Genomic DNA, 22,670 nt, shown 5'->3' with positions numbered 1-22,670 from the left:
AGGACGGTTAAGAGAGACCACCCTGCAAACTCTGTGTTGTGGATTAAAGGGCTACGTTCACACCGAACTGGAAGGAACGCATGATGGCACCCTTTTGAGACCAGGAAGAGTTGTAGAGGTAAGAACCGTACGTCCCGTAATCGGCAGGAGCGCGGAAGCCAAGGAGGTTATACACCGTGGTGTAAATGCGCCATCTGTCATTGATACGGTAGGTCACGTTCAGGTCCACATCCCACCAGTTCTTGATGTGGCACTGCGTAGCGGGAGCCTCTGAGCTACCGGCCAGAAGGTTCGCGCTGTCACTGCAGCTCCGGGTGCCGACACCGTTGGTGTCTTCTGCCACGTTTTTATAACCGCTGGTGTAGTAAACCGTCGGCGTAACAGCCAGTTTTTTCCAGAGGAAGGTGTTGGACCAGTTGGCGCGCCAGCGGGGTGTGCCGGAAGCCGAGACCGCGTTATACGGAGCCAGCGTGCCAGCCCAATGCTGCACACTTCCATCCGGCATGGTCAGGTTGAAGGAGCGGACATAGGTTGCCTGCCCGGTGCTGATCAGACGGACATCCCGCAGGAAGCCCGGCAGACGCACATTGGCATTCACCTTCATATCCACACCATCTGTCACCAGACTGCGGGTGTTCAGATAGCCCAGATTCACCATGTACGGACGCACCTGCCCGTTGGGGCTCTGCGTATCAACCACGTCCGGCGTCACGCTTGTACCGGCCGGGACAGCTGCATCACCACCCTGCAACCATGCGTTGGCAATAGCCGTCGCACCCAGCGGGTTCGGTGCAATGTAATTGCTCTTTTTGACGTAGTAATACCCGAACGTAAAGTTCAGCCAGTCCGTGGGACGGATGATGGCAGACCCGGTAAAGTTGGTGGAAATTTCCGGCTTCAGGTTGGGGTTACCAGCCGTGTTCTGCCCAAGGCTGTAAGCCTGAGCATAGCTGTTTGCCGTACCGTTGGAATTCAGATGCTGGTTGATGAAGTTCTGGTTGGTCACGTTATACGTGGTGTAGGCCACGTTCATGCCGTTTGTTTCCGCAAAGCTCGGCACGCGGAAACCACGAGAGAACGTGCCACGCAGCGTGAACTGACGCACGGGCGTGAAGGACAGACCAGCCTTGGGCGAGTAACGGCCAAAGCCGCTGCCCTGCGCGTAATGGTCATAACGGCCGGAAATATCAGCCTGTACCATTTTGTGGAACGGCAGCCCGAGTTCCCAGTAACCAGCCTCAACCCAGCGGCTCCCGGCAGCGTTGAAGGGGTTGATATACCCTACATACTGCGCATCGGGGTTTTCACGGTCATACGGGTTAGCACTCGGATCGTTCAGGGCCTCGTAACGGATGTTACCGCCAATTGCGAGGTTCGCCATACCGCCGGGCAGGCGGAACAGCCCTTTGGACACATGCATGTCACCCGAATATTCCTGCGAGCGGGCGTTCATGACGTTTTTCGGCGCGATGGAATTCAGAACAGCCTGACTGTTCTGCGTGGGATCAACAAAATCATACGTGCCGTTGATGATTGCGTTTTTGATACCGGCAATGGTTGGAGCACCCGTAATGGTCTGCTGCAGCATGGTGTTCATGCCGGTAAAGTTAACGTCGTAATTCCAGTCAGACCCCCAATGGGAGGCGGCTGTGCCATTGTAACGGATGGCGCCACGGAAGTTCTGGCTGAACTGCTCCGTGGTGGGCGTTATGTCACCAAACGCATACATGACCTCAGCTGCCTGATTTTCCGAGGCGAACGGATTGTTGGGGTTGACAGAGCCATCTGGCAGGTAAACAGGCAGAGGGGTGCTCAAGGTATCCGCATTACGGGACTGAGAACGCGACCGTGCTGCATAAGGGGTGCCTGTATACTCAGAAAGAGCCTGAGAATACATGAACATCGTCGTCAACTGAGAACGCGGCGTCACGTCCACAGTCAGATGCGCCGTAGCGCTGATACGCCGCAGGGACGGCGAAATCTGGGAATAGTCGTTTACAGAATCCTGAGAGCAGGCCTGGCTGGTTCCCGGAGCGCCGGCCACTGTACCCGTAACAACAGATCCGTATTTGCCGCAACCAGCCCCCTGGTTCAGCAACTGCCATGGGCCGGTGCCGCTGTTGCCACCATTGCTGGGCCGCACCAATGCAACAGGGGTTGGACCAAAGTTACTGATGCCGCCAGCACCATCAGAAACGTTTGTTGTGCCGTCAATCCCGCCAAGGCCGGAAAGGTTTGCCGTATTATACGGATATGCCAGCTGGCGGTTATAGATTGCGTCATCCTGCTGGTATTCGGAGTTGATGTAGAAGTTATAGCCATCACGATGCAGGTCACCCACACCGTAGGTGGCGTAAAGCTTCTGGTGGCCACCAAAGCCGCCCTGCGCCAGACCACCTTCCGCGTTACCTTCAAACCCTTTGATTTCTTTACGGGTGTTGTAGTTGATCACACCCGCGACCGCATCTGCACCGTAAAGGGAGGAACCTGCATCTTCCATGGTATCCACTGATTCCATGATGGAAGAGGGCATCCAGTTGGTGTCCACAAAGTTGCGTTCACCATCATCAGAAAGCGGATAGTAGGACAGACGCATGCCGTCCATCAGAACCAGTGTGGAATCTGTGGAAAGGCCGCGCAGGGACGGCGCAGACGCACCCCCGGCAAACGCGCCGTTTGCAGAGAAGGCGTTTGTGAGCGTCCCGGCCCCGTTGGACGAGAGAGACTGCAGAGCATCGGTGACGTTTGCAAAGCCGCGACGCTGCATGTCCTGACGCGAAATGTGCGTGATGGGAGACATGCTTTTCAGGTTCGGGTCTTTAAAAAGGGACCCGATAACCGTCACGCTTTCCGGCTTATTGGATTCCGCCGCAGCAAGCCGGGCATTGGAAACAGTGTTACGCGCAGACGTGGTTTTGGATGCGCTGATGGGCGCTCCGGCGATCGGGGCTGCTGTGGCAGGAGCCGCCGGGGCCACAGAGGCTTTAGCCGGTGCAGCCGTCGTCGTTGCTCTGGTTTTGGAGCGGGTGACATATTTCTTGGAGGCTTTGGCAGAACCCGGTGCGACTTCTGCCGCATTTGCTGCATCCTGCGGGGCAGCAGCCTGCGCAAAAACCGGTGCGCTGGCAGTAAGAACCGGCAAAACATACAGCAGGGAGAAGGACAGGGAAACGCGTCCTTTTTTGCTCTGCCCGTGTTTTGTCAATCTGCGATGTCTCTGCACCATCAAATTTGTTCCCAAGGTGTAAGGTGTGAAATAGTTTTTAAGCTCGTAATTTCTTAAGAACCGCCTTTCCGTGCGGTCGGGAAGCCCCAAAATAGAATTGGGTAATATTTTGCACCAGAAATGATACATTTTCGACACACTTCTGCCTTCTCCTTGCATGCAAGGTAATTCAGGTATGCGTACACAGCATGATTTGTGTCTTTTTTGAAACACTCTCTCTGAGTGACCGGAAGACAAAGTCTTAAGAATCGGCTGTAAACCCGGCTCGTCCGCACGATGCAAGACTCTGAGCCTGTAAGCGGTCGAACCGTCTGCCTCCTTCACAAACCTGTTCCTGCCCCTCATGAGTCGTGCATGGAGGACATTCCGGACAACATCTGCACGCAGTTCTTATTTCTCTCAACAGGCAAAAACGCACCCTTTTCTGGCAAACAGAGACACCCCGCAGGCTGGCGGGAGACCATGCAGACCCGTGATTGCGCAAGAGCGGATTTTTTGTTTCGGAACGCTTTTTAGCCTCTTTTTCAGAAGAAAAAGGAAAGAGGACCTCACAAATAGCAATCGGTTTAAAAATTAGACGCATTTTTCATACTATCCAAAAGTATTCACAATTTTTCTAAACATGAGTATACATCTGTCGCATTATGATTTTTATAAGGATTATCGGTTTGCGTTCTGTTTTTTCTATCAGCAGCCTTGCTCTGACTGGTCTGCTTCTGTGTGGATGCGCAACGGAATCCTCGCGCACGCTGCCTGTTCCTCCCGTAGCAGCCGCCCAGACCGCTTATAACGGGCCACGTGTAGCGATTGCGGCAGGCAAGTTTGCCAACCGCTCCAATTATATGAACGGCATTTTTTCAGACGGGATTGACCGGCTGGGCAATCAGGCCCGCACCATCCTGCTCACACGCCTGCAACAGAGCGGCCGCTTTAACGTGATGGACCGCGATAATCTGACGGAAGGCCGGCAGGAAGCCGCATTCCTCAAACAGGGCCAGAGCATTCAGGGCGCCAATTATTTGATTACGGGGGATGTCACGGCATTTGGCCGCAAGGAAGTGGGCGACCAGCAGCTGTTTGGCATTGCAGGCCGCGGCCACAAACAGATTGCCTATGCCAAAGTCAGCCTCCAGATCGTCAATCCGCTGACCTCGCAGATTGTCACCTCCAGCGAAGGCGCTGCGGAATATGCTTTGTCTGACCGTGAAATTATCGGTTTTGGCAGCACCGCGAGCTATGATTCCACGCTGAATGGCAAGGTGCTGGATCTCGCCGTGCAGGATGCCGTCAATCATCTCGCGCAGCAGGTGGATGCCGGGCAGATCCGGTAAGGCGTACTACCCCTCCGCTTTTAAAAAAACGCGTTTCTTAAAACTGGATTTTATCGCTTATGGCTTTGTCCACAAAAGCACTGGCGGGCCTTGGCCTGCTGGGCTGTCTGACGGCATGTTCCAACGGGGGCAGAACCCCGCCCCTTTATAGCTGGCAGGACTTCCCCACCCAGCAATATCTGTATCTGAAAGGGCAGACCGACCCGCAGGCCCAGATTATTGTGCTGGAAAAAGACGTGCAGAAAGCACAGGCCAAAGGGCTGGCGCTGCCGCCGGGCTTCCACGCCCATCTGGGCATGCTCTACGCCACCACAGGCAGGACAGATCTGGCTCAGCAGGAATTCAGTCAGGAAAAAACGCTGTTTCCTGAATCCGCAACCTACATGGATTTTCTGCTGAATAACCTTGGTCAGAAAGCACAGCCGTCCTCATGAAGCTCTCTCACCTTGCCCGCCTGTGCCTCTGCGCCGCCCTGCCGCTGATGGCGACGGCCTGCACCACGCCCGTCAAAGGGCCGGACTACACCGCTTTCCGCTCCGCCAAGCCGCGCTCCATTCTGGTGTTGCCGCCGGTCAACCACACGCCGGATGTCAACGCCTCCACCGGCCTGATTGCGCAGATGACGCACCCGCTGGCCGAAGGCGGCTATTACGTTGTGCCGGTAGCCGTGGAAATTGAAACCTTCCGCCAGAACGGGTTGGATACGCCCGATGACATCATGCAGGCCCCGGCGGCCAAATTGCAGTCAGTCTTTGGGGCAGATGCTGCGCTGTACACCACCATTACAGCCTATGGGTCTGTCTATCAGGTTCTCAGCAGTAATACGGTTGTCACGGCCACCTCTAAGCTGGTGGACCTGAAAACCGGCAGCGTTCTGTGGAGCGGTTCCGGCACAGCCAATAGTGGCGATGTGGGTGACCCGCAGGTGGCGGCGGGGGGCATTATTGGTCTGCTCGTTACCGCTGCGGTCAAACAGGCCGTGCATAATCTGACAGATCAGAGCTTTGATGTGGCCCATGTGGCGGCGGAACGCCTGCTGCGGGTTGGTCCGCCCGACGGACTGCTCTATGGCCCGCGCTCCGTGAAATACGGCACGGACTGAGGCCACCCGCACCGCGTACAGCCCTACCGCACTCAGGCAGGCACGCAGGCACAAAAAAACCGGGAGAGCCATCAGGCCATCCCGGTTTTTTAACTCTCAGACCTGATGAAAATCAGATCCCGGCAACTGGCTTGAGCACATGCACGGCAGGTGGTGCGGCCAGATGGTCCTTCACGCTGGCAATCAGCGTCTTGAAGTGCGGGGTTTCCATATGCTCGTTCAGAGTCTGGCGGCTGGTCCAGCGCTCCACAAACACAAAGGTCTGTGCATCATCCTGATCCTGCTGCGGCACGTAGGAGATGTTACCCTCTTCCTTCAGGGTCGGGGCCACGCAGGCTGCCATGGCATCCCCTACGATTTTCTCTGAACCCGGTTTAGCTTTCAGAAAAGCGACAACTGTAATGTCTTCACTCACGTCGTTTATCTTTCACTCAGATCATTCTTAAAACAGGGTCAGACGGTTCGGGGAGCAAACGCCCCTGCCCGTCTTACCAGGAACTCTGCGACCCACCGCCGCCGGAATCCCCTCCGCCGCCGCTAAAGCCGCCGCCGCCTCCACCAGAGGACCCGCCACCCCGACCGCCGCCACGACTTTGCAGAATAGCGGAGAGAATGTTGAGGCCAAGGTTGAGGAAGAAGCTCCACTTCGCACTCCGCTCGGCCTGCACTTCCGGCGGCACATAGCCCCCCGGATAGAGTGCTGCGCGACGGCGGGACCGGCGGATCAGCCAGATCGGCAGCAGCACAAACAGCAGCCCCACCACCACCAGACCAATGAGGGCTTCCATGGCGTCTGTCTGGGAATCCGGCTGTTTGGAGGCAGCATTGCCGCCAATGTCGGCAGGGTCCGCATGGGTCAGCTCAGTAGCCAGTGCATCCACAATACCGTTGATGGCCTGTGCGTAATGGCCTGCCTGCAAATCGGGTTTGGCGGCTTGCAGGATCTCATTGGTTTGCAGGTCGGTCAGCGTACCTTCCAGCCCGTAGCCCACCTCAATGCGGGACTGACGATCCGGGATATCCAGCACAATCAGCAGGCCGTTATCCACGCCCTTTTTGCCAATGCCGGTCTTGTGGAAGGCCTCGTTGGCATAGAGGCTGATATCCTCCACATGGCCGGGCAGAGAGACCAGAATCTGCGGGTTGCCCGGTACCGTCTGGGAGAGCTGATAAAGCTTGTGGGAAAGGGCCTCGTTCTCATCGGACGAGAGAACATTCTGCGGGTCCGTCACCCACTGCCGCAGCAGCACGCCGCCATCCGCCCATGCCGGGACCGCAAAACCAGCCCCCAGCCCGCACAGCACCAGCCCCAAAAGGGAGGCCAGCCCGAACGCACGGGCGCGGGCCACACGCGGCAGCCCTCGCCCAGCCAGCCAGCGCACCACAGGCAGGCCAGAGCAGGCAGCCGCCATGCGCGCCAGAAAACCAGCCGGCATTACGGGCTGCAAAGCGCGGAACGGGGGGAGGTGATCCTGCCGCATGGTGTTATGCCTCAATGCACTGGTTTTAGTGTTTGGAGAAATCAACAACCGGCGGGGTCTGGGCTTCCGGAGAGGCCTGATAGTACACGCGGGCATGGTAGCCCATGATGCCTGCCACCAGATTACCGGGGAAGTGCATGACCGTCTGATTATAAGACAGAATGGCCTGCTGCAGACGCTGGCGCGCCACGGTAATGCGGTTCTGAGAGCCTTCCAGCTGCACCATCAGGCGGGTGAAGTCCTGATTGGCCTGAAGCTGCGGAGACTGTTCCACAACGGCGTTAATCGCGCTGATTTCCTTAGCGTTGCGGGTCTGGGCTTCCAGAATTTTCTGCTGGAGGGTCGCGTTGTCCACCGTGCGCGGGTCAATGCGGTTCAGCGGGGTTTCACCAGAGCGGGCGGCGGCGTAATCCGTCAGCGTGTCATGCTCGTGCGTGGCATAGCCCTTCACGGTGTTGACCAGATTGGGGATGAGGTCGGACTGGCGCTGCACTTCATTCTGCAGCTGGCCAGTCTGTTCCTGCACGTTCTGGTCTGCCGCCATAAAGCGATTATAGCTGGAGCCGAAAATAAACAGCAGGCCAACAATCAGAATCGCGGGGATGAGAAGCTTCTTCATTTAGGTCTCCTTAGTAAACGCATCAAAACAGATCCGTTTCAGGGGACGCAAACCACCCCTCACGGTTCCGTGTGTTGTTTCTCTTTACGCGAAAACGCGCCGGGAAAGCGAAATATTTCCTTCTCTATAAAAAGAGAGCGCAAAAGCCGCCTTGCATCTTGGAGGGAGAGGCCGCGCCCTTTATAACTCCCGCCATGATTATCATTACCGGTGGCGCCGGTTTCATTGGCTCATGCCTTCAGGCTTCCCTCGCCCGCCGCGGGGAGGAAACCGTGGTGGTGGACTGGCTGGGTTCTGACCTCAAATGGCGGAATCTGGCAGCCCATGCGCCGTCCCGCGTTGTGGCGCCGGAAGAGCTTGAGGCTTTTCTGGCCACAAACCCGAAAGTGGACGCCGTGTTCCACATGGGGGCGATCAGTGAGACCACCGCACGGGATGCCGACCTTGTGTGGCGGACCAACGTGGCGCTGACGCAGAGGCTGTGGGACTGGTGCGCGCGCACGGATACACGCTTTATCTATGCGTCCTCCGCCGCCACCTACGGCGCTGCCGATAAGCCGGAGCTGTTCTCCGATGATCCGGCAAAGCTCGACCAGCTCACCCCGCTTAACCTGTATGGCTGGTCTAAACACACGTTTGACCAGCATGTGATGGCCGGGCTGAAGACGCACGCGCCGCAGCCGCCGCAGTGGGCCGGGCTGAAATTCTTCAACGTTTACGGCCCGAATGAATACCACAAGGGCAAGATGATCTCTGTGGTGAAGGTGAAGTATGACGAGGTGAAAGCCGGCAACCCGGCCCGCCTCTTCCGCTCCGACCGCCCCGACATTGCCGACGGCCAGCAGATGCGGGACTTCATCTGGGTGGTGGACGTGGTGGACGTCATGCTGTGGCTCTATGACACCCCCTCCGTCTCCGGCCTGTTCAACTGCGGCAGCGGCATTGCCCGGTCCTATCTGGATCTGGCGCATGCTGTGTGTGACGCTGCGGGCTGCGAACGCCGCGTCGACTTTATCGACATGCCGGAAAGTCTGCGCGGGCAGTATCAGTCCTACACGCAGGCAGACCTCACCCGCTTGCGGGCCGCTGGCTATACCGGCACGTTTACCACGCTTGAAGACGGTATCCGCCAGTATGTGCAAGGCTACCTTGCCACGGGTAACCCGTATCTCTGATCCCCTCTGTCCGGATATCCTGACGCATGCTGCCAGTTCTTCTCTTTCCGCAATTTGACCCGGTGCTGGTGCATCTGGGGCCACTGACGATCCGGTGGTATGCGCTGTCCTACATTATCGGCATTGTGCTGGGGATTTCCCTGCTGCGCAGGCTGGTGCGCCTCACCCCGCGCGCGGCCACGACCGATCAGGCCGATGACTTTCTGGGCTGGGTGACGCTGGGCGTCCTGCTGGGCGGGCGGCTGGGCTACGTGCTGTTCTATCAGCCGGGCTATTATCTGACGCATCCGCTCTCCATTCTGCAGGTCTGGAAAGGCGGCATGTCCTTCCATGGCGGGGCGCTGGGCGTGATTATCGCCATGGCGCTGTTTGCCTGGCGCTACAAAATCAGCTTTCTGGCGTTTGCGGACCGCGTGACCGTGGCCGTGCCGGTAGGCTTAGGGCTTGGGCGTATTGCCAACTTCATCAACGGGGAGCTGTGGGGGCGGGAAGCACCGGCCAGCCTGCCCTGGGCGATGATCTTCCCCGATGCCGGGCCAATCCCCCGCCATCCGTCCGAACTGTATGAAGCCCTGACGGAAGGGCTGCTGCTGTTCATCATTATGTTCATAGCCTCCCGCAAACAGAGCGTGCGGGAACGCCCCGGTTTTCTGGCCGGGCTGTTTCTGGCGGGCTATGCCTGCGCGCGCAGCTTTTGCGAGTTCTTCCGGGAGCCGGATGCGTTTCTGGGCTTCCTGCCCGGAGGGGTCACCATGGGGCAGGTTCTGTGTGTGCCGATGCTGCTGGCCGGTGTGGCGCTGATGGTGCATGCCCGCCGCAGCCCGGTTTATGCTGGCCTGCCCGAACCTGCCTCTGACACCGCTCAGGGCACCAAGGCCTGACGAGGCCCAGCGTCATGCCCCCGTGCCCTCCCGCTCCTGAAGGTCTGCCGCCACACCAGAAACTGCCGGGGACTGAGCAGCCCCCAGAGCGGCTGGATGCGTTCATGGCGCGGGCCAATGCGCGGTATTACGCCACGCATCCTCTGTTGAGTGACTTTATTACCGCGCCGGAAATCTCACAGGTTTTTGGGGAGCTTCTGGGCGCATGGGCTGCTACGGTCTGGGTCAGCATGGGCCGCCCGGAGCGGGTTGTGCTGGCAGAAGCTGGACCGGGGCGCGGCACGCTGATGGCCGACATGCTCCGGCTAATTACCGCCCGCGTGCCTGCTTTTGCGCAGGCGCTTGAAGTGCATCTGGTGGAAACCTCGCCACTGATGCAGCAGGCGCAGGCCAAAGCCCTCGCGCCTTTTGTGGCCCGCGTTCCAAGCCTTTCCCCCACATGGCACATCACGCTGGACAGCCTGCCGAACGGCCCGCTGATTCTGGTGGCCAATGAGTTTCTGGATGCCCTGCCCATCCGCCAGTTTCTGCACACGGACGAGGGCTGGCAGGAGCATTACGTGCAAAATGGTGCGTTCTGCTGTGTGCCCTGCCCCACTCCCAGCCTGCCGGATGGTCGGCCTCTGGACCCGGATTGCGTGGTCGAACTGTGTGAACCTGCACTGGAGGTTGGCCGCCTGCTCGGCCAGCGTTTTGCCCGCACGCCGGGTGCCGCGCTGTTTCTGGATTACGGCCATAATTCCAGCCAGACCGGAGACACTCTCCAAGCCCTGCGCCATGCCCGCCCGGCCAAACCGCTGGAGGCTGCGGGCGAGGCCGACCTGACCGCCCATGTAGATTTTACCGCCTTTGCCGCTGCCGCGCAGCAGGCAGGCGCGGCAATCTGGGGGGCTGTCACACAAGGGACGTTTTTACGTGCTTTAGGGCTGATGGAACGCACAGAACAGCTCGCCGCCCACGCCAGCCCGCAGGATGCGGCGGACTTGCGCAGCGGCGCACACAGACTGGCCGCACCGGAAAAGATGGGGCATCTTTTTCGGGTTATGGCCCTCACCTCCCCCTCGCTCCCCATGCCCCCCGGCTTTATGAAAGGACCGGCTGAATGACATCCGGCCAGACCGCTCCCACACGCCCATCCCCTTTGACCAGCCCCCTGCTGGCCCCCGCCCGGCATGGCTTTTTTACGCGCGAAGGCGGCGTGTCCACCGGCCCGTATGCCAGCCTGAACTGCTCCACCCGCTCGGGGGATGACCCGGCTAATCTGGCCGAAAACCGCCGCCGCGTGGCCGAATGCCTGAATGTGGCACCGGAGAAACTGCTGGGGGTCACGCAGATCCACTGCCCGCGTGTGATTACGGTGGAAACGCCCTGGGCACCGGGGGAAGGCGAACAGGCTGATGCCATGGTGACGCGCCTGCCGGATGTCGCACTGGGCGTGATTACGGCGGATTGCGCGCCGGTCCTCTTCACCTCAAAGGACGGGCAGACCGTAGGGGCCGCCCATGCGGGCTGGCGTGGGGCGCTGGCCGGGGTGCTGGAAGCCACGCTGGAGGCTATGCAGGCGCTGGGCGTGAAACCCACCGATGTCCGCGCCGTGGTTGGCCCCTGCATTGCGCAGGAAAGCTATGAGACCGGCGAGGACATGCACACCGCCATTACCTCTGCCGACCCACAGGCCGCCCGCTTTTTTACCCCCGGCAAACCCGGCCATTATCAGTTTGATCTGGCTGGCTGGTGCGTCTTCCGGCTGGAACGGGCAGGCATTGGGCAGGTCGCCGCCCTTGGTGTGGATACACGGGCGGACGAGAAACGGTTTTTCAGCCACCGGCGGCGCACGCTGGCCGGGGGTGGTCCCATTGGCCACCAGATTTCAGTGATTGCGACAGGAGTGCAGACCAGATGAGCGGTTTCTTCCGCCACACAGCCCTTCCTCTTTCGGGCCTGATCCTGCTGAGCGGCTGTATTGATATGCCACGCCCCTTTGCCAACCCGGGCAAGGAAGCCACACGGCTGGCAGCCAATGCGCCCCCGTCCCGGCTGGATATCCCGGTCCCGACTGATAGCCAGCTTTCTCCTGATGCCGCCAAACTCTGGACCAAGGATGTGGCTGCCGAGCTGCTGCAACAGACCATTCCGGCCATGGCCCAGCCCGTGCGCCCCGGTGACTGGTGGCTGAAAATGCGGGCCGATGTGCATGGTGACCAGATTGTGCCGGTCTATATGGTCATGACGCCGAAGAACGAAATTCGCGCAACGCAGGAAGGGGAGCCTCTTCAGGCCCAGCTCTGGGCGGCAGCGGACCCGGCCACACTCAGCCTTGCAGCGCAGGATGCCGCCCCCAAAGTGGCCTCCGTGCTGACGGGTATTCAGGCTGATGACATGGAAAAAGACCCGCACAGCCTCAAGCACCGTGCCGCGCGCGTGTATTTCAAAGGAGTGTCGGGTGCGCCGGGTGATGGTGACATCTCGCTCAGCCGCGCCTTTGCGGCGTCCTTCCGCAATACGGCGGACACGCTCCAGAATGCGGCGGAAAATGCGGATTTCTCCGTGGCCACCACCGTCAAGCTGAGCCCCGGCCCGGCAGGCACCACAGGGCACCCGCAGCAGCATATTGAAATTATCTGGCGCGTTGTGGACAAGAACGGCAAGGAAGCCGGGGCCGCCACGCAGTTGCATGATATTGAAGCCCACTCACTGGACGGCTACTGGGGCGACGTCGCTGTGGTTGCTGCACAGGAAGCCGCCGGCGCTGTCCGCCAGATTATCGACCGCTATTCCGGCCGGGATAACGCACCGCTGCCGCCTCCGGCAGCAGGCAGCAAAGACCAGAAAAAAGCTGGAAAAAACTGACACGCGCGGACAGCATAAAACGACCGGCGCAAACCAGCGGGGGCCTATCAGACGATAGGTCCCCGCTTTGCTATGGGATTACCTTACTGGGCGAGCCGGTCTTTGCGGACATAGACATCCGGAATACCGGGAAGCTGTCCGTACTGCGTCTGGAGAATTTGCACGGCACAGCCCATGAATTGCTCCGGCTTCCACAGCCCCCATACGGTCCAGTTATTAAAATAGATGACCGGTGGGAGCGCTTTGGGGAGATCGACACAAATATCACGCTCGTAGCCTTTGACAGGATGCTTCGCGTAATCCGCCTCCCATGGCAGATAATCATGATATTTTTTGATCGGGAGACGATCAGCTTCAATATAGACATTCGGATTATACGGAAGCACCAGAATACGCTCATCCGGATGGGCATATTGCCGGATTTTCTGATCGATCAGATCATTACTGGCCATAAACGGATGAAAGCCTGAGCGTTTGCGCTGCACGTAATCCTCCCCAAAAGGCGAGGAGACCGCATGCAGCCCGACCAGAAGAGAGCAGGCCACGAGAACACCGGCACAGGAACTTAGCCTATACCGTGTTTCATCCAGCCAGACCGGCAGCATTTGCGACACCAGCCCCAGAGCCGCGACAACAAAAGCGCCGTCATGAAACGTCGTGCCGCCCCGGGCATCCAGAGAAAAAAGGCCTGCAATGGCAATCAGCGCCGCCAGTTTGTAGCGCGTTTTAACCATCAGAATGAGGCTGCCAATCAGCAACGTCAGGACTGCAAGGGTCTGCACCAGATTTTCTGGCAGGACAGAAGGACGAAGGCTTTTGAGAACTGCGCCAAAACTAAACGGAATATAGTGCGCATAGTAAAACTGGTTGTTGATGAAATGGTAAACGACAAACCCTTTCAGGTCCGCGTAAACCAGCATCCATAAAAGGAAAATGGCAAAGGCCCCAAACGCTCCGGCAAGACCGTACACGGCATCCGTCCTGCTCAGCTTTGAGGCGCGCCGGCACAACACAACAAGCAGGCAGAGGGTGAACAGAAATGTCACCGGCAGGAAGGAATAGGCAACAAAGGGCAACAGAGCCAGCGCAGCCCCACCCCCAACAGCGCCCCATTTTTTAACAGGCACGTCCAGCAGCGCGGGCACAACCAGCAGTGAGCCCGCAAGAACCGTCAGATCCCCGCCAAAAATCCAGTAGCCATTCATGTTCAGGGCCTGAATGATCCAGACAGGTCCCAACAAACCGAGAAAAAGCGCAGGGGAAAGCAGGCGTTCCCGCCGTGAGGGGGCGTTACTGGCATAGTACAAACCAAACGCCGCAAGTAACGTGATGAAAACAGCATTCAGGCGGAACAGGAAGGCATATTTGTAGCCAACAACTTTCCCTAAAAGCCATGTTGTGAAAAATACGAGAGGGCCGTGGGCGTCGATATAGTCCCGGTAAAGGACATCACCCTTTTCAATAGCCCAGCCGCCAATATCATGCCCGGATTCATCCCCAAAGGAATGATAACCAAACCCATAATAAGCCTGAACCAGAAATATTGAAAAAGAAATGACAAGAAATACGATTATTCTATTTCTTCCAGATAGCAGAGCGTGAAGCTCCTTACCCGGAAAACCATTTTCTTTATTGCTCATAATGCCCAGAGAGCCCCTTCACACACATGCGCCTTGAGGCCCCGTCCATACATGCTCTCTAAGCGAAAAGCTTTTCTTTTTTCCGGGCAAACCGGGGCTTTTGAGGCAAAAAAAGACCAGTATCAAACCCTGAAGGCTCAATACTGGTCTTTTCTATAGCCTGCGTAAGATGAGGCGTTTGTCTGAAATCAGGACCGTGAGGAGTCCGGAGAAACCAGCACGCACCCGCTCAGGCGGCGGCATGCAGCGACGGCATCTGTGTGGGACAGGTTGGTCAGACGGGCGCGGTAGAGGCGGCCTTTTTTGACCTGCACGGCGGCAACCTGTGCCTTGGCGCCCGAAAGCGTGGCCTGATTACGAGCCTGCCCTGTGGCCTGCTGCGCCATGGAGGCTGTGTTGAACGCCCCCACCTGAATGGCCCAGTTCCGTGGCTCCTGCGCGCGGGCTTTTTTGCTCAGCAGCGGGGCGGGTTCTGCCATGGCCGGAGAAACCAGATGGAAAGACCGGCTGCGGCTTGGTGTCGCGGCAGGCGTTACAGCGGCAATGCGCAGCACATGGGGCTGCGCCGGAGCGACCGTCGCCGGGGTTGCGGCAGCCTGTGCCTCATCCGCCGCATCCTCAACAGGTTCAGACGCATCAACCGCCTGTGCGACCTGCACCGGAGCTTCAGACGCGCCACCAGCAGAAGTGCCAGAATTCGCAAGGCGCTGCGCCCAGACAGAACTGACATCATTCCGCGTAGAAGACGGGGCCGTTGCGCGAGAGACCGGGTGCCAGTCCGCACCATAGGACGGGGTGGCCGCTGTACCGCTTTCCGTTGCGGCTTCCGCCACCTGTACAGGCTGGCTCTCCGTCGGCAGGCCAGACTGCCTGCGCTGCCATGCCGTGCGGACGGAGCTTGTTGCCGTGTTGGACTGTACTGGCTGATACGCCAGAGCCATGCTGTCATGGCTGGCCACCAGCATATCCGCCTGAGAGCGGTTAGCCGGCCAGATACCCACAATCCGGCGGCCAATGGAGGCCACATAATTCCGGGTTTCACGCGGCAGGGTGCGGTTGCGCGTCAGGAAGTCCTCAAGCCGGCCCGGCCCGGCGTTATAGGCCGCCAGAAAGCCGGGGGAGCCATACACATCATACATCTGCCGGATATAGGCCGTGCCGGCCATAATGTTGTCATGCGGGTCAAACGCATCATCACCCAGATTATAAGCGTAGCGCAGGGCATCATAGGTCGGCGGCATGAGCTGCATCAGGCCCATGGCACCGGGCGCTGAGGTGACAAACTGGCCATTGTGGTACAGGCGGCCCCCGGATTCCTGCTGCATGACGGCACGAACCCATTCTTCCGGCACGTCAAACTTTTTGGAGGCTTCCTGAATATACGGCCCCCACGGATCTTCCGGCGGGCCGGGCGGGGCGTAGTAAGACCGGGCGTGGGCACGATATTGCTCAGCTTCTTCCGCCACAGGAATGGACGGTGAGCCATCCGTGCCGGGCTGCCCCGCACAGGCCGCCAGCATGGCCAGCAGACCAAGAAGAGGGGACGTCCGCACAGCACGACGCAGAACCTTGCGCCGCTGCGGGGCAAGGGACTGATAAAAACGGAAGGGGGGTCGTCTGGATGTCATGGATTATATCCGCCCTGCCCACGCGAGGAGGCACCACCGGCCAGCGGGGGATTCTCCTGAGAGTATATGGAAAGAATGTTCTTTAAGTCTCTATAACGCCAGCCAGTGTCATGCAACCGATCATCCCGGCTTCCGCCGCACTTCCGCCCGACTTTTCCGCACATAATCCGGCCGTGCAGGATGGCGCGGGAGTTGCGGGCCGCTGCGTGATCGGATAGGCGAGAGGGCATGATGGTCAGTTCCGGTTCCACCGAACATACAGGCTTTACAGCCCCTGCCCCGCCCGTTGCGGCTGGCCCGAACGGGTCCGGCCCGCTGGAGTCCGCACCGCGTACCCGCTCACGCGTGGTCATGGCATGCAAGGACATTGCGGATGGCTTCCGGCTGTGGCGTCTGGCGGCCACGCTGGGCTGGCTGGATATCCGGCTGCAATTCAGCGGGTCCACACTGGGGCCGTTCTGGCTGACGCTGACAACGGCAATCATGATCGGCTCCATGGGGTTGATCTATTCCCAGCTGTTTCATCTTGTTCTGAAAGATTACCTGCCCTACCTCTCAATTTCGATAATTCTATGGCAGACGGGCCTCTCCGCCCTGATTCTTGAAAGCTGTTGGACCTTTACCCGCGCTACGGAAACGCTGCGCTCGGTCAACATGCCCTACACAGTGCAGGCCCTGCGGACCATGATGCGGTGCGGGATTGTCTTCAGTTACAATCTGGTGGTGCCGGTCGTCGTCTTCCTGATTTTTGGCATCTCCCCCGGGGCCGATGTCGTGCTGGCGCTGCCCGCCCTGCTGCTGTGGCTGGTGGATAGTGTGGCGCTGTGCCTGCTGCTGGGCTGTGCGTGTGCGCGCTTCCGCGATATTCCGCCTATTGTGGGCAGTGTCATGCAGATCATCTTCTACATCACGCCCATTATCTGGGAGCCCAAGCAGGTGGCAGGCCATGCCTGGCTGCTCTATTTCAACCCCTTCTATTCCCTGCTGGAAATTGTGCGCAGGCCGTTCCTCGGGCAGATCCCCTCCGCTATGTCCTGGCTGATTTCCAGCGGTATTAGCGTGGTGTTCTGCCTGCTCGCGCTGTTTGTGTTCTCCCGCTCCCGCAGCAAACTGGCGTTCTGGGTATGAGTGGCTCTGTTTTTGACGCCGGGCGCGTGGCCCCCGGCACGTCCTCCATCAGTATTGAGGATCTGTCGCTCGACTTCCCGATTTTTCATGGGGGTGCGCGCTCCCTTAAAAAGCTGCTGTTCAAACGCGGCAAGGCGGCGCTCACCAATTCCCGCAGCCTGCGCACCGGGGGCGAAGTGCGGATGGACCGGCCTGACGGCGGCCCGATTTATGTGCAGGCGCTGGATGATGTCTCTGTAGAGATCAAGGCCGGGGAACGGGTCGGCCTGATTGGCCATAATGGCGCGGGTAAATCGACCCTGCTGCGGGTGATGGCCGGCATCTACATGCCCGATGCCCCCAATGTGCTGATTCGCGGGCAGGTTGCGGCGTTGCTGGATGTGAATTCCGGCATGAACCCGGAACTGACGGGGCGTGAAAACATTACCCTGATGGGCCGCCATAAAGGGCTGACGACCGCGCAGATCCGCCAGCTTGAGCAGGATGTGGAAGAGTTCGCCCAGCTTGATACCTTTCTCGACCTGCCCGTGCGGCTCTATTCCTCCGGCATGATCGTCCGTCTGGGCTTTGGGCTGGCCACCGCCATTACGCCGCAGATCCTGCTGATGGATGAATGGTTTATGGCCGGGGATTTCCACTTCCGGGAGCGCGCGGAAAAGCGCCTGTCTTCCGTGGTGAACAACACGGATATTCTGGTCATTACCTCCCACGCGCTGGACGTGCTGGAAGAATGGTGCACCCGGCTGATCTGGATGGAAGGCGGGCAGATCCGCATGGATGGCCCCACCGCCGAGGTGATGGCCGCCTACCGTACCGACATGCAGTTACCGGACGACAAAACCTGAACGAGCGGGGACAGACCGTGCTTTTGCTCAAACCTTTTCTGATTTATCTGGCCGCAGGCTTTGCAGAAATTGCGGGGTGTTTTGCCGTGTGGCTGTGGCTGAAGGAAGGCCGCTCCGCATGGCTGCTGGTGCCCGGCCTTGTCAGCCTGATTGTCTTCGCCCTTCTGCTCACCCGCATTGAGTCGGACTCCGCAGGCCGGGCCTATGCGGCCTATGGCGGGATTTACATCACCGCATCGCTCATCTGGATGCGCGTGGTCGAAGGCCGCACTCCGGATAAATGGGAGCTGCTGGGTGCGCTGATCTGTCTGGGTGGCGCGTCCATGATCCTACTGGCGCCCAGAGGAACCTGAGCAGTTAGTCCCCTGCCCGCACGCGTAAGCGCAGGCAGGGGAAACCGGCTTTACATGCTGATGACGTAAAACAGCGTCGCGGCAATCGCGATAGTGATGGGCAGTGTGAAGATCCATGCCAGTGCGATTTTGGTCAGCATCTTCGGGTTGATGCCGCTACCAGAGCCGAGCATGGTCCCGGCAATACCTGCCGTGATGATATGGGTGGTGGAAACAGGCAGGCCGGTATAGCCCGCAGTTGCAATCAGGCCCGCGCCAACCAGCTCGGCGGACGCACCCTGTGCGGGCGTAAGATGCGTGTTGCCAATCTTCTCACCCAGCGTGTGCACAATCCGCTTATAGCCAATCATCGTGCCAAGGCCGAGGCACAGGGCGCTCAGCAGGCGCACCCACCAGGGGGCGTATTCCACCGTCGGGCGCAGGACGGCGCTGATGTCTTTCGCACTTTTCTTGTCCGCAACAGACGCCTCGGTGTTGGACGCAACAGACTTCAGACCAGCCAGAACTTCATAAATATCCGCGCGCAGCTGAGAGGCCACAACGTTGCCCGGGTCAGTCGTCTGCAGGCGCGCGACGGAGGCCAGAGCTTCTTCCCTCAGGCCGTCATGGTCATACTGTTGCAGCAACGGAGCCGCGATCACCGCCTGCGGGGCGATCTGCGGGATGTGGGAACCCGCATTCGGGCTGAGTGCGAACGTGGCGGGCAGGATCCCGATAATGGTCAGCATGATCAGGCCGATGCTCTTCTGACCATCATTGCTGCCGTGGGAGAAGCTGACACCCGTGCAGGTGAGGATCAGCAGGCCACGCACCCAGCCATGCGGGGGCTTTTCACCCTGCGGCGGCTGATAGAGTTCCGGGTCCTTCACCACATGCTTCAGGATGAAATACAGGCCGCCCGCACCGACCAGACCGAGAATGGGGGAAATGGCCAGTGCGCGCAGCACTTTCCAGATCTGAGACCAGTCAACACTGTTGCCCAGACCGCGCGTGTGCAGGAACGCATCGCCAATGGCCACGCCAATCAGCGCGCCAATCACACAGTGGGAGCTGGAGTTGGGGATCCCGAACCACCAGGTCACCAGATTCCATGCCAGTGCCGTGCCGAACAGGGAGATCAGCATCGGGATGGCCGGGTCTCCATTGGGAGGAGACAGCACGTCCGCCGGCAGCAGTTCCACCAGCCCATAGGCCACGCTGATGCCGCCCGCCAGCACGCCGACGAAGTTCATCAGGCCCGACCAGATCACGGCCACGCGCGGTTTGAGGGAGTGAGTGTAGATGACCGTTGCCACGGCGTTGGCCGTGTCATGAAAACCGTTAACAAATTCAAAAACGCAGACCAGCAGAAAGCAAGTGGTCAGCGCCAGAATGGAAAGCACCGAATACGGAGCAAAATGAAGCATGGGAACCAGTACCTGTGTTGCACTGCTTCGCATTAAGACCAGTTTTATACTTTTTTCATCGCCTCAACAGCGAAATTCACAAAACCTTAACTGACCCTATTTGGTGTTTTTCTTAGTGCCAACTGGAACTGATCTGACTTGCTGATGGGCGTAAGGCAATGCCAATCCGAAACTTTCCAAGCGTTTTTCGGGAGTTAGGAAAACCGGAAAGACCCAAAGTCTCCACCTTAGCTTAGAGCAGGCGGGTGAACTTCAGCAGAAGCCAGGTACCAAACATGATGGCGAAGCACAGGCCACCGGCTTCCACCGTGCCCCATGAGCCATCCGTGAGGAACATGCCACCAGTATTCATACCGAAAAAGCCGGTAACGAACGTGGCAGGCAGCATCAACGTCGTGCCGACGGAGACGATGTACAGGCGGTGGTTGGTTTCTTCCGCCTGATTGGACGTCAGTTCGTCCTGCAGGGAGCGCGCGCGGTCCTGCAAGGCCAGAAGGTCATCCAGTGCTGCGTGAACCTGACGATGGGAGCGGTCGCGCAGGTCATCCTCCGCCCACTCTGGCAGTTCCATCTCTTCATCTTTGAAAATACGGTCCACCGGGGCCAGCACACGGCGCAGTTCCGTGGAGCGGCGGCGCACAAGACCGAGCAGACCGCTCATACGGCCCAGATCAGTATCCCGATCCAGCATCAGCAGAACATCTTCCGCACGGTCCAGCTGGTCATCCAGCCGGGCAAAATCACGCCGCAGGGTATCAGCAAATTCCAGCAGCGCACGGTCCACCAGATTAGCGGGGGAACGCGGCACCAGTCCGCGCCGGAGTTCATGAAACACCACGCCAAGAGCGGGAATCGGGTGGCGGCGGGTGGTGATCAGCAAATCTGGCTGAAGGGCAAACCGCCATGTGCTGACGTTCCGGTCATCATCCGTGGTGGTGTCATCAAACGCGGGTAGCGCGCCAAACACCGTCTCGTCTTCACTATCCAGACGGATGCTGCGCTCCAGATTAGTAAGGACCTGCCGCACTTCTTCCGGCAGGGAGGGAATCTGTTCAATCTGGGAGCGAGAGAGGGTGTGGACAATATCAAAGTGGAACCACGCCCACCCGTCCGTATTGGCCAGTTCCGGCGGGAACGCCCCGGTGAGCAGGCGCTGGGTTACAACGTCCCGCTCAAGCTCAACCGGCTCATGCCCCGGGCGACAGAAGATGGCCCAGATCAGACCATCACGCAGCAGTGTGCCGCCTTCCGAGATTGACTCAGGTAAAGTGGAGGAGGCTTTTCCGGCCATCGCTGAACTCCCTGTTTCCCGAAAGGGCGATCGTTGCCTGTCCCGTAAGGAAGTGCACTGTCCACGACCGGTCGCCGCAAACTGGTCCGGTTCATATCACAGCAGGCTTACGGGACCAAGGCTCCCTTATTTTTGCAGGCTTTAACCTTAGCGCGGGCGCACCGGGCGGGCCGGACGACGGGCATCTCCACCTGCGCGGGCACCGGCGGCGGCAGGCTTACGGGCCGGTTTAAGCGCCGGGGCGGCCTTAATTTCCGCTTCCAGCTGAGCAATGCGCTTGCGCACGCTTTCCTTGAGAGCCGGAGAGGTGTGGGCCTTCATAGCGGCCAGCGTTTCCTTCAGGTCACGCAGCTGTTTCTGCTTTTCCGGCAGGCTGCGGCGGATGGGCTGGTTGTCTGACATTTGACCATGAAAGGCACGCATGGGTTCACTCCCTTGATTATTGTAACCGCCCTTCAGCAGCCACAGGCTGCCAGAGCACACAGACACACGCCCGCCGCCGGACAAGGCCGGACAGGCGGGGAAAACACCGTTTTTGTATGTAGAGTACGCACAAATACTGGTCTGGCAGGCTCAAGACCTGCCCGAACGCCGTATTCAGCGGTTGCGGAGGAGAATGTCCCGCAGGGCAGAGAGAAGCATCTCGCACTGCTGGTCTGTTCCAACCGTGATCCGCAGCCACGAGGATGTGCGCACACCGCGCAGATGCCGGACGATAATGGCGCGCTCCCGCAGGTCCGCCGCCAGTTCCGCGGCATCGCGGTCAGCATGGTGAACATAGACAAAATTAGCCTGTGAAGGCAAGACCTTGAAGCCCAGTTCAGCCAGCTTTGCAGACAGGATTTTGCGGGTGGTAATCACCTTTTCCACGCTGTCCAGAAACCAGCCTTCATCTTCCACCGCAGCGGTGGCCCCGGCCTGCGCAATGCGATCCAGCGGGTAGGAATTGAAGCTGTCCTTCACGCGGGTCAGGCCTTCAATCAGCTCCGGCTGGGCAAAGGCAAAGCCCACCCGTGCCCCGGCCAGCGCACGGGATTTGGAGAAGGTCTGCACCACCAGCAGGTTCGGGTAGTCCTTCACCAGTGCTACGGCACTTTCCGCGCCAAAATCGACATAGGCCTCATCCACCAGCACCACGCGGTCAGGGTGCATTTCCAGCAGGCGGCGGACCTCGTTCAGGTCCAGCGCGATGCCGGTTGGGGCATTGGGGTTGGCCAGCACAACGCCGCTGCACGGGCCGGCATAATCAGCCACATCAATGCCCATCTCCGCATTCAGCGGCACAAGGCGATACGGCAGGTCATACAGGCCGCAATAGACCTTGTAGAAACTGTAGGTGACATCCGCGAACAGGATCGGCTCGCCATGCGCGAAGAAGGCCTGAAAGGCGTGGGCCAGCACTTCATCCGAGCCATTGCCAACAAACACGTTCTCCGCCTTCAGCCCCACGCGCTCCGCCAGAACGGTGCGCAGGCGGGTGGCTTCCGGGTCTGGATACAGGCGCATGTTGTCATCCGCGGCGGCCTTCATGGCATCCAGCGCACGGGGAGACGGCCCGTAGGGGGATTCATTGGTGTTCAGCTTGATCAGGTCGGCCATTTTGGGCTGCTCGCCCGGCACGTACGGCGTCAGGCGGTGAACAAGAGGACTCCAGAAACGGCTCATGGCTGAAAACATCCGCAAAAAGAAAAGGCAGCCCCCGAATGGACTGCCT

22 protein-coding genes are annotated in these 22,670 nt (G+C 59.2%); 11 read left to right on the top strand and 11 right to left on the bottom strand.

The genetic code is table 11. The features are described 5' to 3' along the window. Positions 1-43: 43 nt before the first annotated feature. Positions 44-3,226 carry a TonB-dependent receptor domain-containing protein gene (locus AD930_RS13360; protein WP_082781886.1) on the bottom strand — a complete coding sequence of 1,061 codons (3,183 nt, stop codon included), beginning with the start codon at positions 3,224-3,226 and terminating at the stop codon, positions 44-46. A 668-nt stretch (positions 3,227-3,894) separates the two neighbouring features. Here AD930_RS13360 and AD930_RS13355 point away from each other — a divergent pair. From AD930_RS13355 to AD930_RS13345, 3 genes are read left to right on the top strand one after another with little or no spacing between them, the layout of a single operon-like run. Further along, positions 3,895-4,557: a CsgG/HfaB family protein gene (locus AD930_RS13355; RefSeq protein ID WP_231558129.1), complete on the top strand. Its 663-nt coding sequence runs from the start codon at positions 3,895-3,897 to the stop codon at positions 4,555-4,557. Between the two features lie 59 nt (positions 4,558-4,616). Then, positions 4,617-4,991, top strand: coding sequence for a DUF4810 domain-containing protein (locus AD930_RS13350; protein WP_081894073.1), 375 nt, complete (start codon positions 4,617-4,619; stop codon positions 4,989-4,991). Continuing rightward, positions 4,988-5,659 carry a DUF799 domain-containing protein gene (locus tag AD930_RS13345; protein WP_043549585.1) on the top strand — a complete coding sequence of 224 codons (672 nt, stop codon included), beginning with the start codon at positions 4,988-4,990 and terminating at the stop codon, positions 5,657-5,659. Before AD930_RS13350 ends, AD930_RS13345 begins: the two co-directional genes overlap by 4 nt. A gap of 112 nt (positions 5,660-5,771) precedes the next feature. Here AD930_RS13345 and AD930_RS13340 read toward each other — a convergent pair whose 3' ends face one another. From AD930_RS13340 to AD930_RS13330, 3 genes are all read right to left on the bottom strand, one after another. After that, positions 5,772-6,074: a putative quinol monooxygenase gene (locus tag AD930_RS13340; protein ID WP_061506635.1), complete on the bottom strand. Its 303-nt coding sequence runs from the start codon at positions 6,072-6,074 to the stop codon at positions 5,772-5,774. Between the two features lie 73 nt (positions 6,075-6,147). Further along, complete coding sequence (locus AD930_RS13335) at positions 6,148-7,140, bottom strand: TPM domain-containing protein (protein WP_167375194.1); 993 nt, start codon at positions 7,138-7,140, stop codon at positions 6,148-6,150. A 25-nt stretch (positions 7,141-7,165) separates the two neighbouring features. Then, positions 7,166-7,759 (bottom strand): LemA family protein, encoded by a 594-nt coding sequence (locus tag AD930_RS13330; protein WP_043549582.1) that lies wholly within the window; start codon positions 7,757-7,759, stop codon positions 7,166-7,168. Between the two features lie 194 nt (positions 7,760-7,953). Here AD930_RS13330 and rfaD point away from each other — a divergent pair, with 194 nt between their 5' ends. The 5 genes from rfaD (at position 7,954) to AD930_RS13305 (ending at position 12,665) form a co-directional block, all read left to right on the top strand. After that, positions 7,954-8,934 (top strand): ADP-glyceromanno-heptose 6-epimerase, encoded by a 981-nt coding sequence (rfaD, locus tag AD930_RS13325; protein WP_061506633.1) that lies wholly within the window; start codon positions 7,954-7,956, stop codon positions 8,932-8,934. 26 nt (positions 8,935-8,960) lie between these two features. Continuing rightward, a complete protein-coding gene (gene lgt / locus AD930_RS13320) occupies positions 8,961-9,815 on the top strand; it encodes a prolipoprotein diacylglyceryl transferase (protein WP_061506632.1) in 855 nt (284 codons plus the stop codon). A 62-nt stretch (positions 9,816-9,877) separates the two neighbouring features. After that, the gene (locus AD930_RS13315; RefSeq protein WP_373320523.1) at positions 9,878-10,921 is read left to right on the top strand and encodes a class I SAM-dependent methyltransferase; all 1,044 of its coding nucleotides are present in this window, start codon (positions 9,878-9,880) and stop codon (positions 10,919-10,921) included. Continuing rightward, the gene (pgeF, locus tag AD930_RS13310) at positions 10,918-11,718 is read left to right on the top strand and encodes a peptidoglycan editing factor PgeF (RefSeq protein WP_061506631.1); all 801 of its coding nucleotides are present in this window, start codon (positions 10,918-10,920) and stop codon (positions 11,716-11,718) included. The genes AD930_RS13315 and pgeF overlap by 4 nt, the downstream gene beginning before the upstream one ends. Next, positions 11,715-12,665, top strand: a complete 951-nt coding sequence (locus AD930_RS13305) for a hypothetical protein (RefSeq protein ID WP_061506630.1) — start codon at positions 11,715-11,717, stop codon at positions 12,663-12,665. The genes pgeF and AD930_RS13305 overlap by 4 nt, the downstream gene beginning before the upstream one ends. Positions 12,666-12,748: 83 nt before the next feature. Here AD930_RS13305 and AD930_RS18340 read toward each other — a convergent pair whose 3' ends face one another. The 3 genes from AD930_RS18340 to AD930_RS17940 form a co-directional block, all read right to left on the bottom strand. After that, positions 12,749-14,305: a hypothetical protein gene (locus AD930_RS18340; RefSeq protein ID WP_244150591.1), complete on the bottom strand. Its 1,557-nt coding sequence runs from the start codon at positions 14,303-14,305 to the stop codon at positions 12,749-12,751. Positions 14,306-14,493: 188 nt separating this feature from the next. Beyond that, on the bottom strand, positions 14,494-15,933 hold the full coding sequence (locus tag AD930_RS13295; RefSeq protein WP_061506629.1) for a transglycosylase SLT domain-containing protein: 1,440 nt from the start codon (positions 15,931-15,933) through the stop codon (positions 14,494-14,496). After that, positions 15,930-16,163: a hypothetical protein gene (locus AD930_RS17940; protein ID WP_156477095.1), complete on the bottom strand. Its 234-nt coding sequence runs from the start codon at positions 16,161-16,163 to the stop codon at positions 15,930-15,932. The genes AD930_RS13295 and AD930_RS17940 overlap by 4 nt, the downstream gene beginning before the upstream one ends. Between AD930_RS17940 and AD930_RS13290 the strand changes: the two genes are divergently transcribed. The 3 genes from AD930_RS13290 (at position 16,162) to AD930_RS13280 (ending at position 18,259) form a co-directional block, all read left to right on the top strand. Then, positions 16,162-17,061 (top strand): ABC transporter permease, encoded by a 900-nt coding sequence (locus AD930_RS13290; protein WP_061506628.1) that lies wholly within the window; start codon positions 16,162-16,164, stop codon positions 17,059-17,061. The two genes, AD930_RS17940 and AD930_RS13290, sit on opposite strands and share 2 nt — an antisense overlap. A gap of 182 nt (positions 17,062-17,243) precedes the next feature. Further along, the gene (locus tag AD930_RS13285; RefSeq protein WP_373320522.1) at positions 17,244-17,906 is read left to right on the top strand and encodes an ABC transporter ATP-binding protein; all 663 of its coding nucleotides are present in this window, start codon (positions 17,244-17,246) and stop codon (positions 17,904-17,906) included. A 17-nt stretch (positions 17,907-17,923) separates the two neighbouring features. Next, on the top strand, positions 17,924-18,259 hold the full coding sequence (locus tag AD930_RS13280) for a YnfA family protein (protein WP_043549575.1): 336 nt from the start codon (positions 17,924-17,926) through the stop codon (positions 18,257-18,259). A 50-nt stretch (positions 18,260-18,309) separates the two neighbouring features. On the opposite strand, the gene AD930_RS13275 is transcribed toward AD930_RS13280, so the two are convergent. From AD930_RS13275 to hisC, 4 genes are all read right to left on the bottom strand, one after another. Beyond that, positions 18,310-19,665 (bottom strand): inorganic phosphate transporter, encoded by a 1,356-nt coding sequence (locus AD930_RS13275; protein ID WP_043549717.1) that lies wholly within the window; start codon positions 19,663-19,665, stop codon positions 18,310-18,312. A 232-nt stretch (positions 19,666-19,897) separates the two neighbouring features. Further along, positions 19,898-20,956, bottom strand: coding sequence for a transporter (locus tag AD930_RS13270; protein WP_043549574.1), 1,059 nt, complete (start codon positions 20,954-20,956; stop codon positions 19,898-19,900). 147 nt (positions 20,957-21,103) lie between these two features. Further along, the gene (locus AD930_RS13265) at positions 21,104-21,379 is read right to left on the bottom strand and encodes a hypothetical protein (protein ID WP_043549714.1); all 276 of its coding nucleotides are present in this window, start codon (positions 21,377-21,379) and stop codon (positions 21,104-21,106) included. A 174-nt stretch (positions 21,380-21,553) separates the two neighbouring features. After that, a complete protein-coding gene (gene hisC / locus AD930_RS13260; protein ID WP_061506756.1) occupies positions 21,554-22,621 on the bottom strand; it encodes a histidinol-phosphate transaminase in 1,068 nt (355 codons plus the stop codon). Positions 22,622-22,670 lie beyond the last annotated feature (49 nt).

Origin of the sequence: Acetobacter malorum, from assembly GCF_001580615.1 — a bacterium.
Lineage (GTDB): Bacteria > Pseudomonadota > Alphaproteobacteria > Acetobacterales > Acetobacteraceae > Acetobacter > Acetobacter malorum.
Note: the sequence above shows the minus strand (reverse complement) of the source record. Positions and strands in the feature narration are given on the sequence as shown.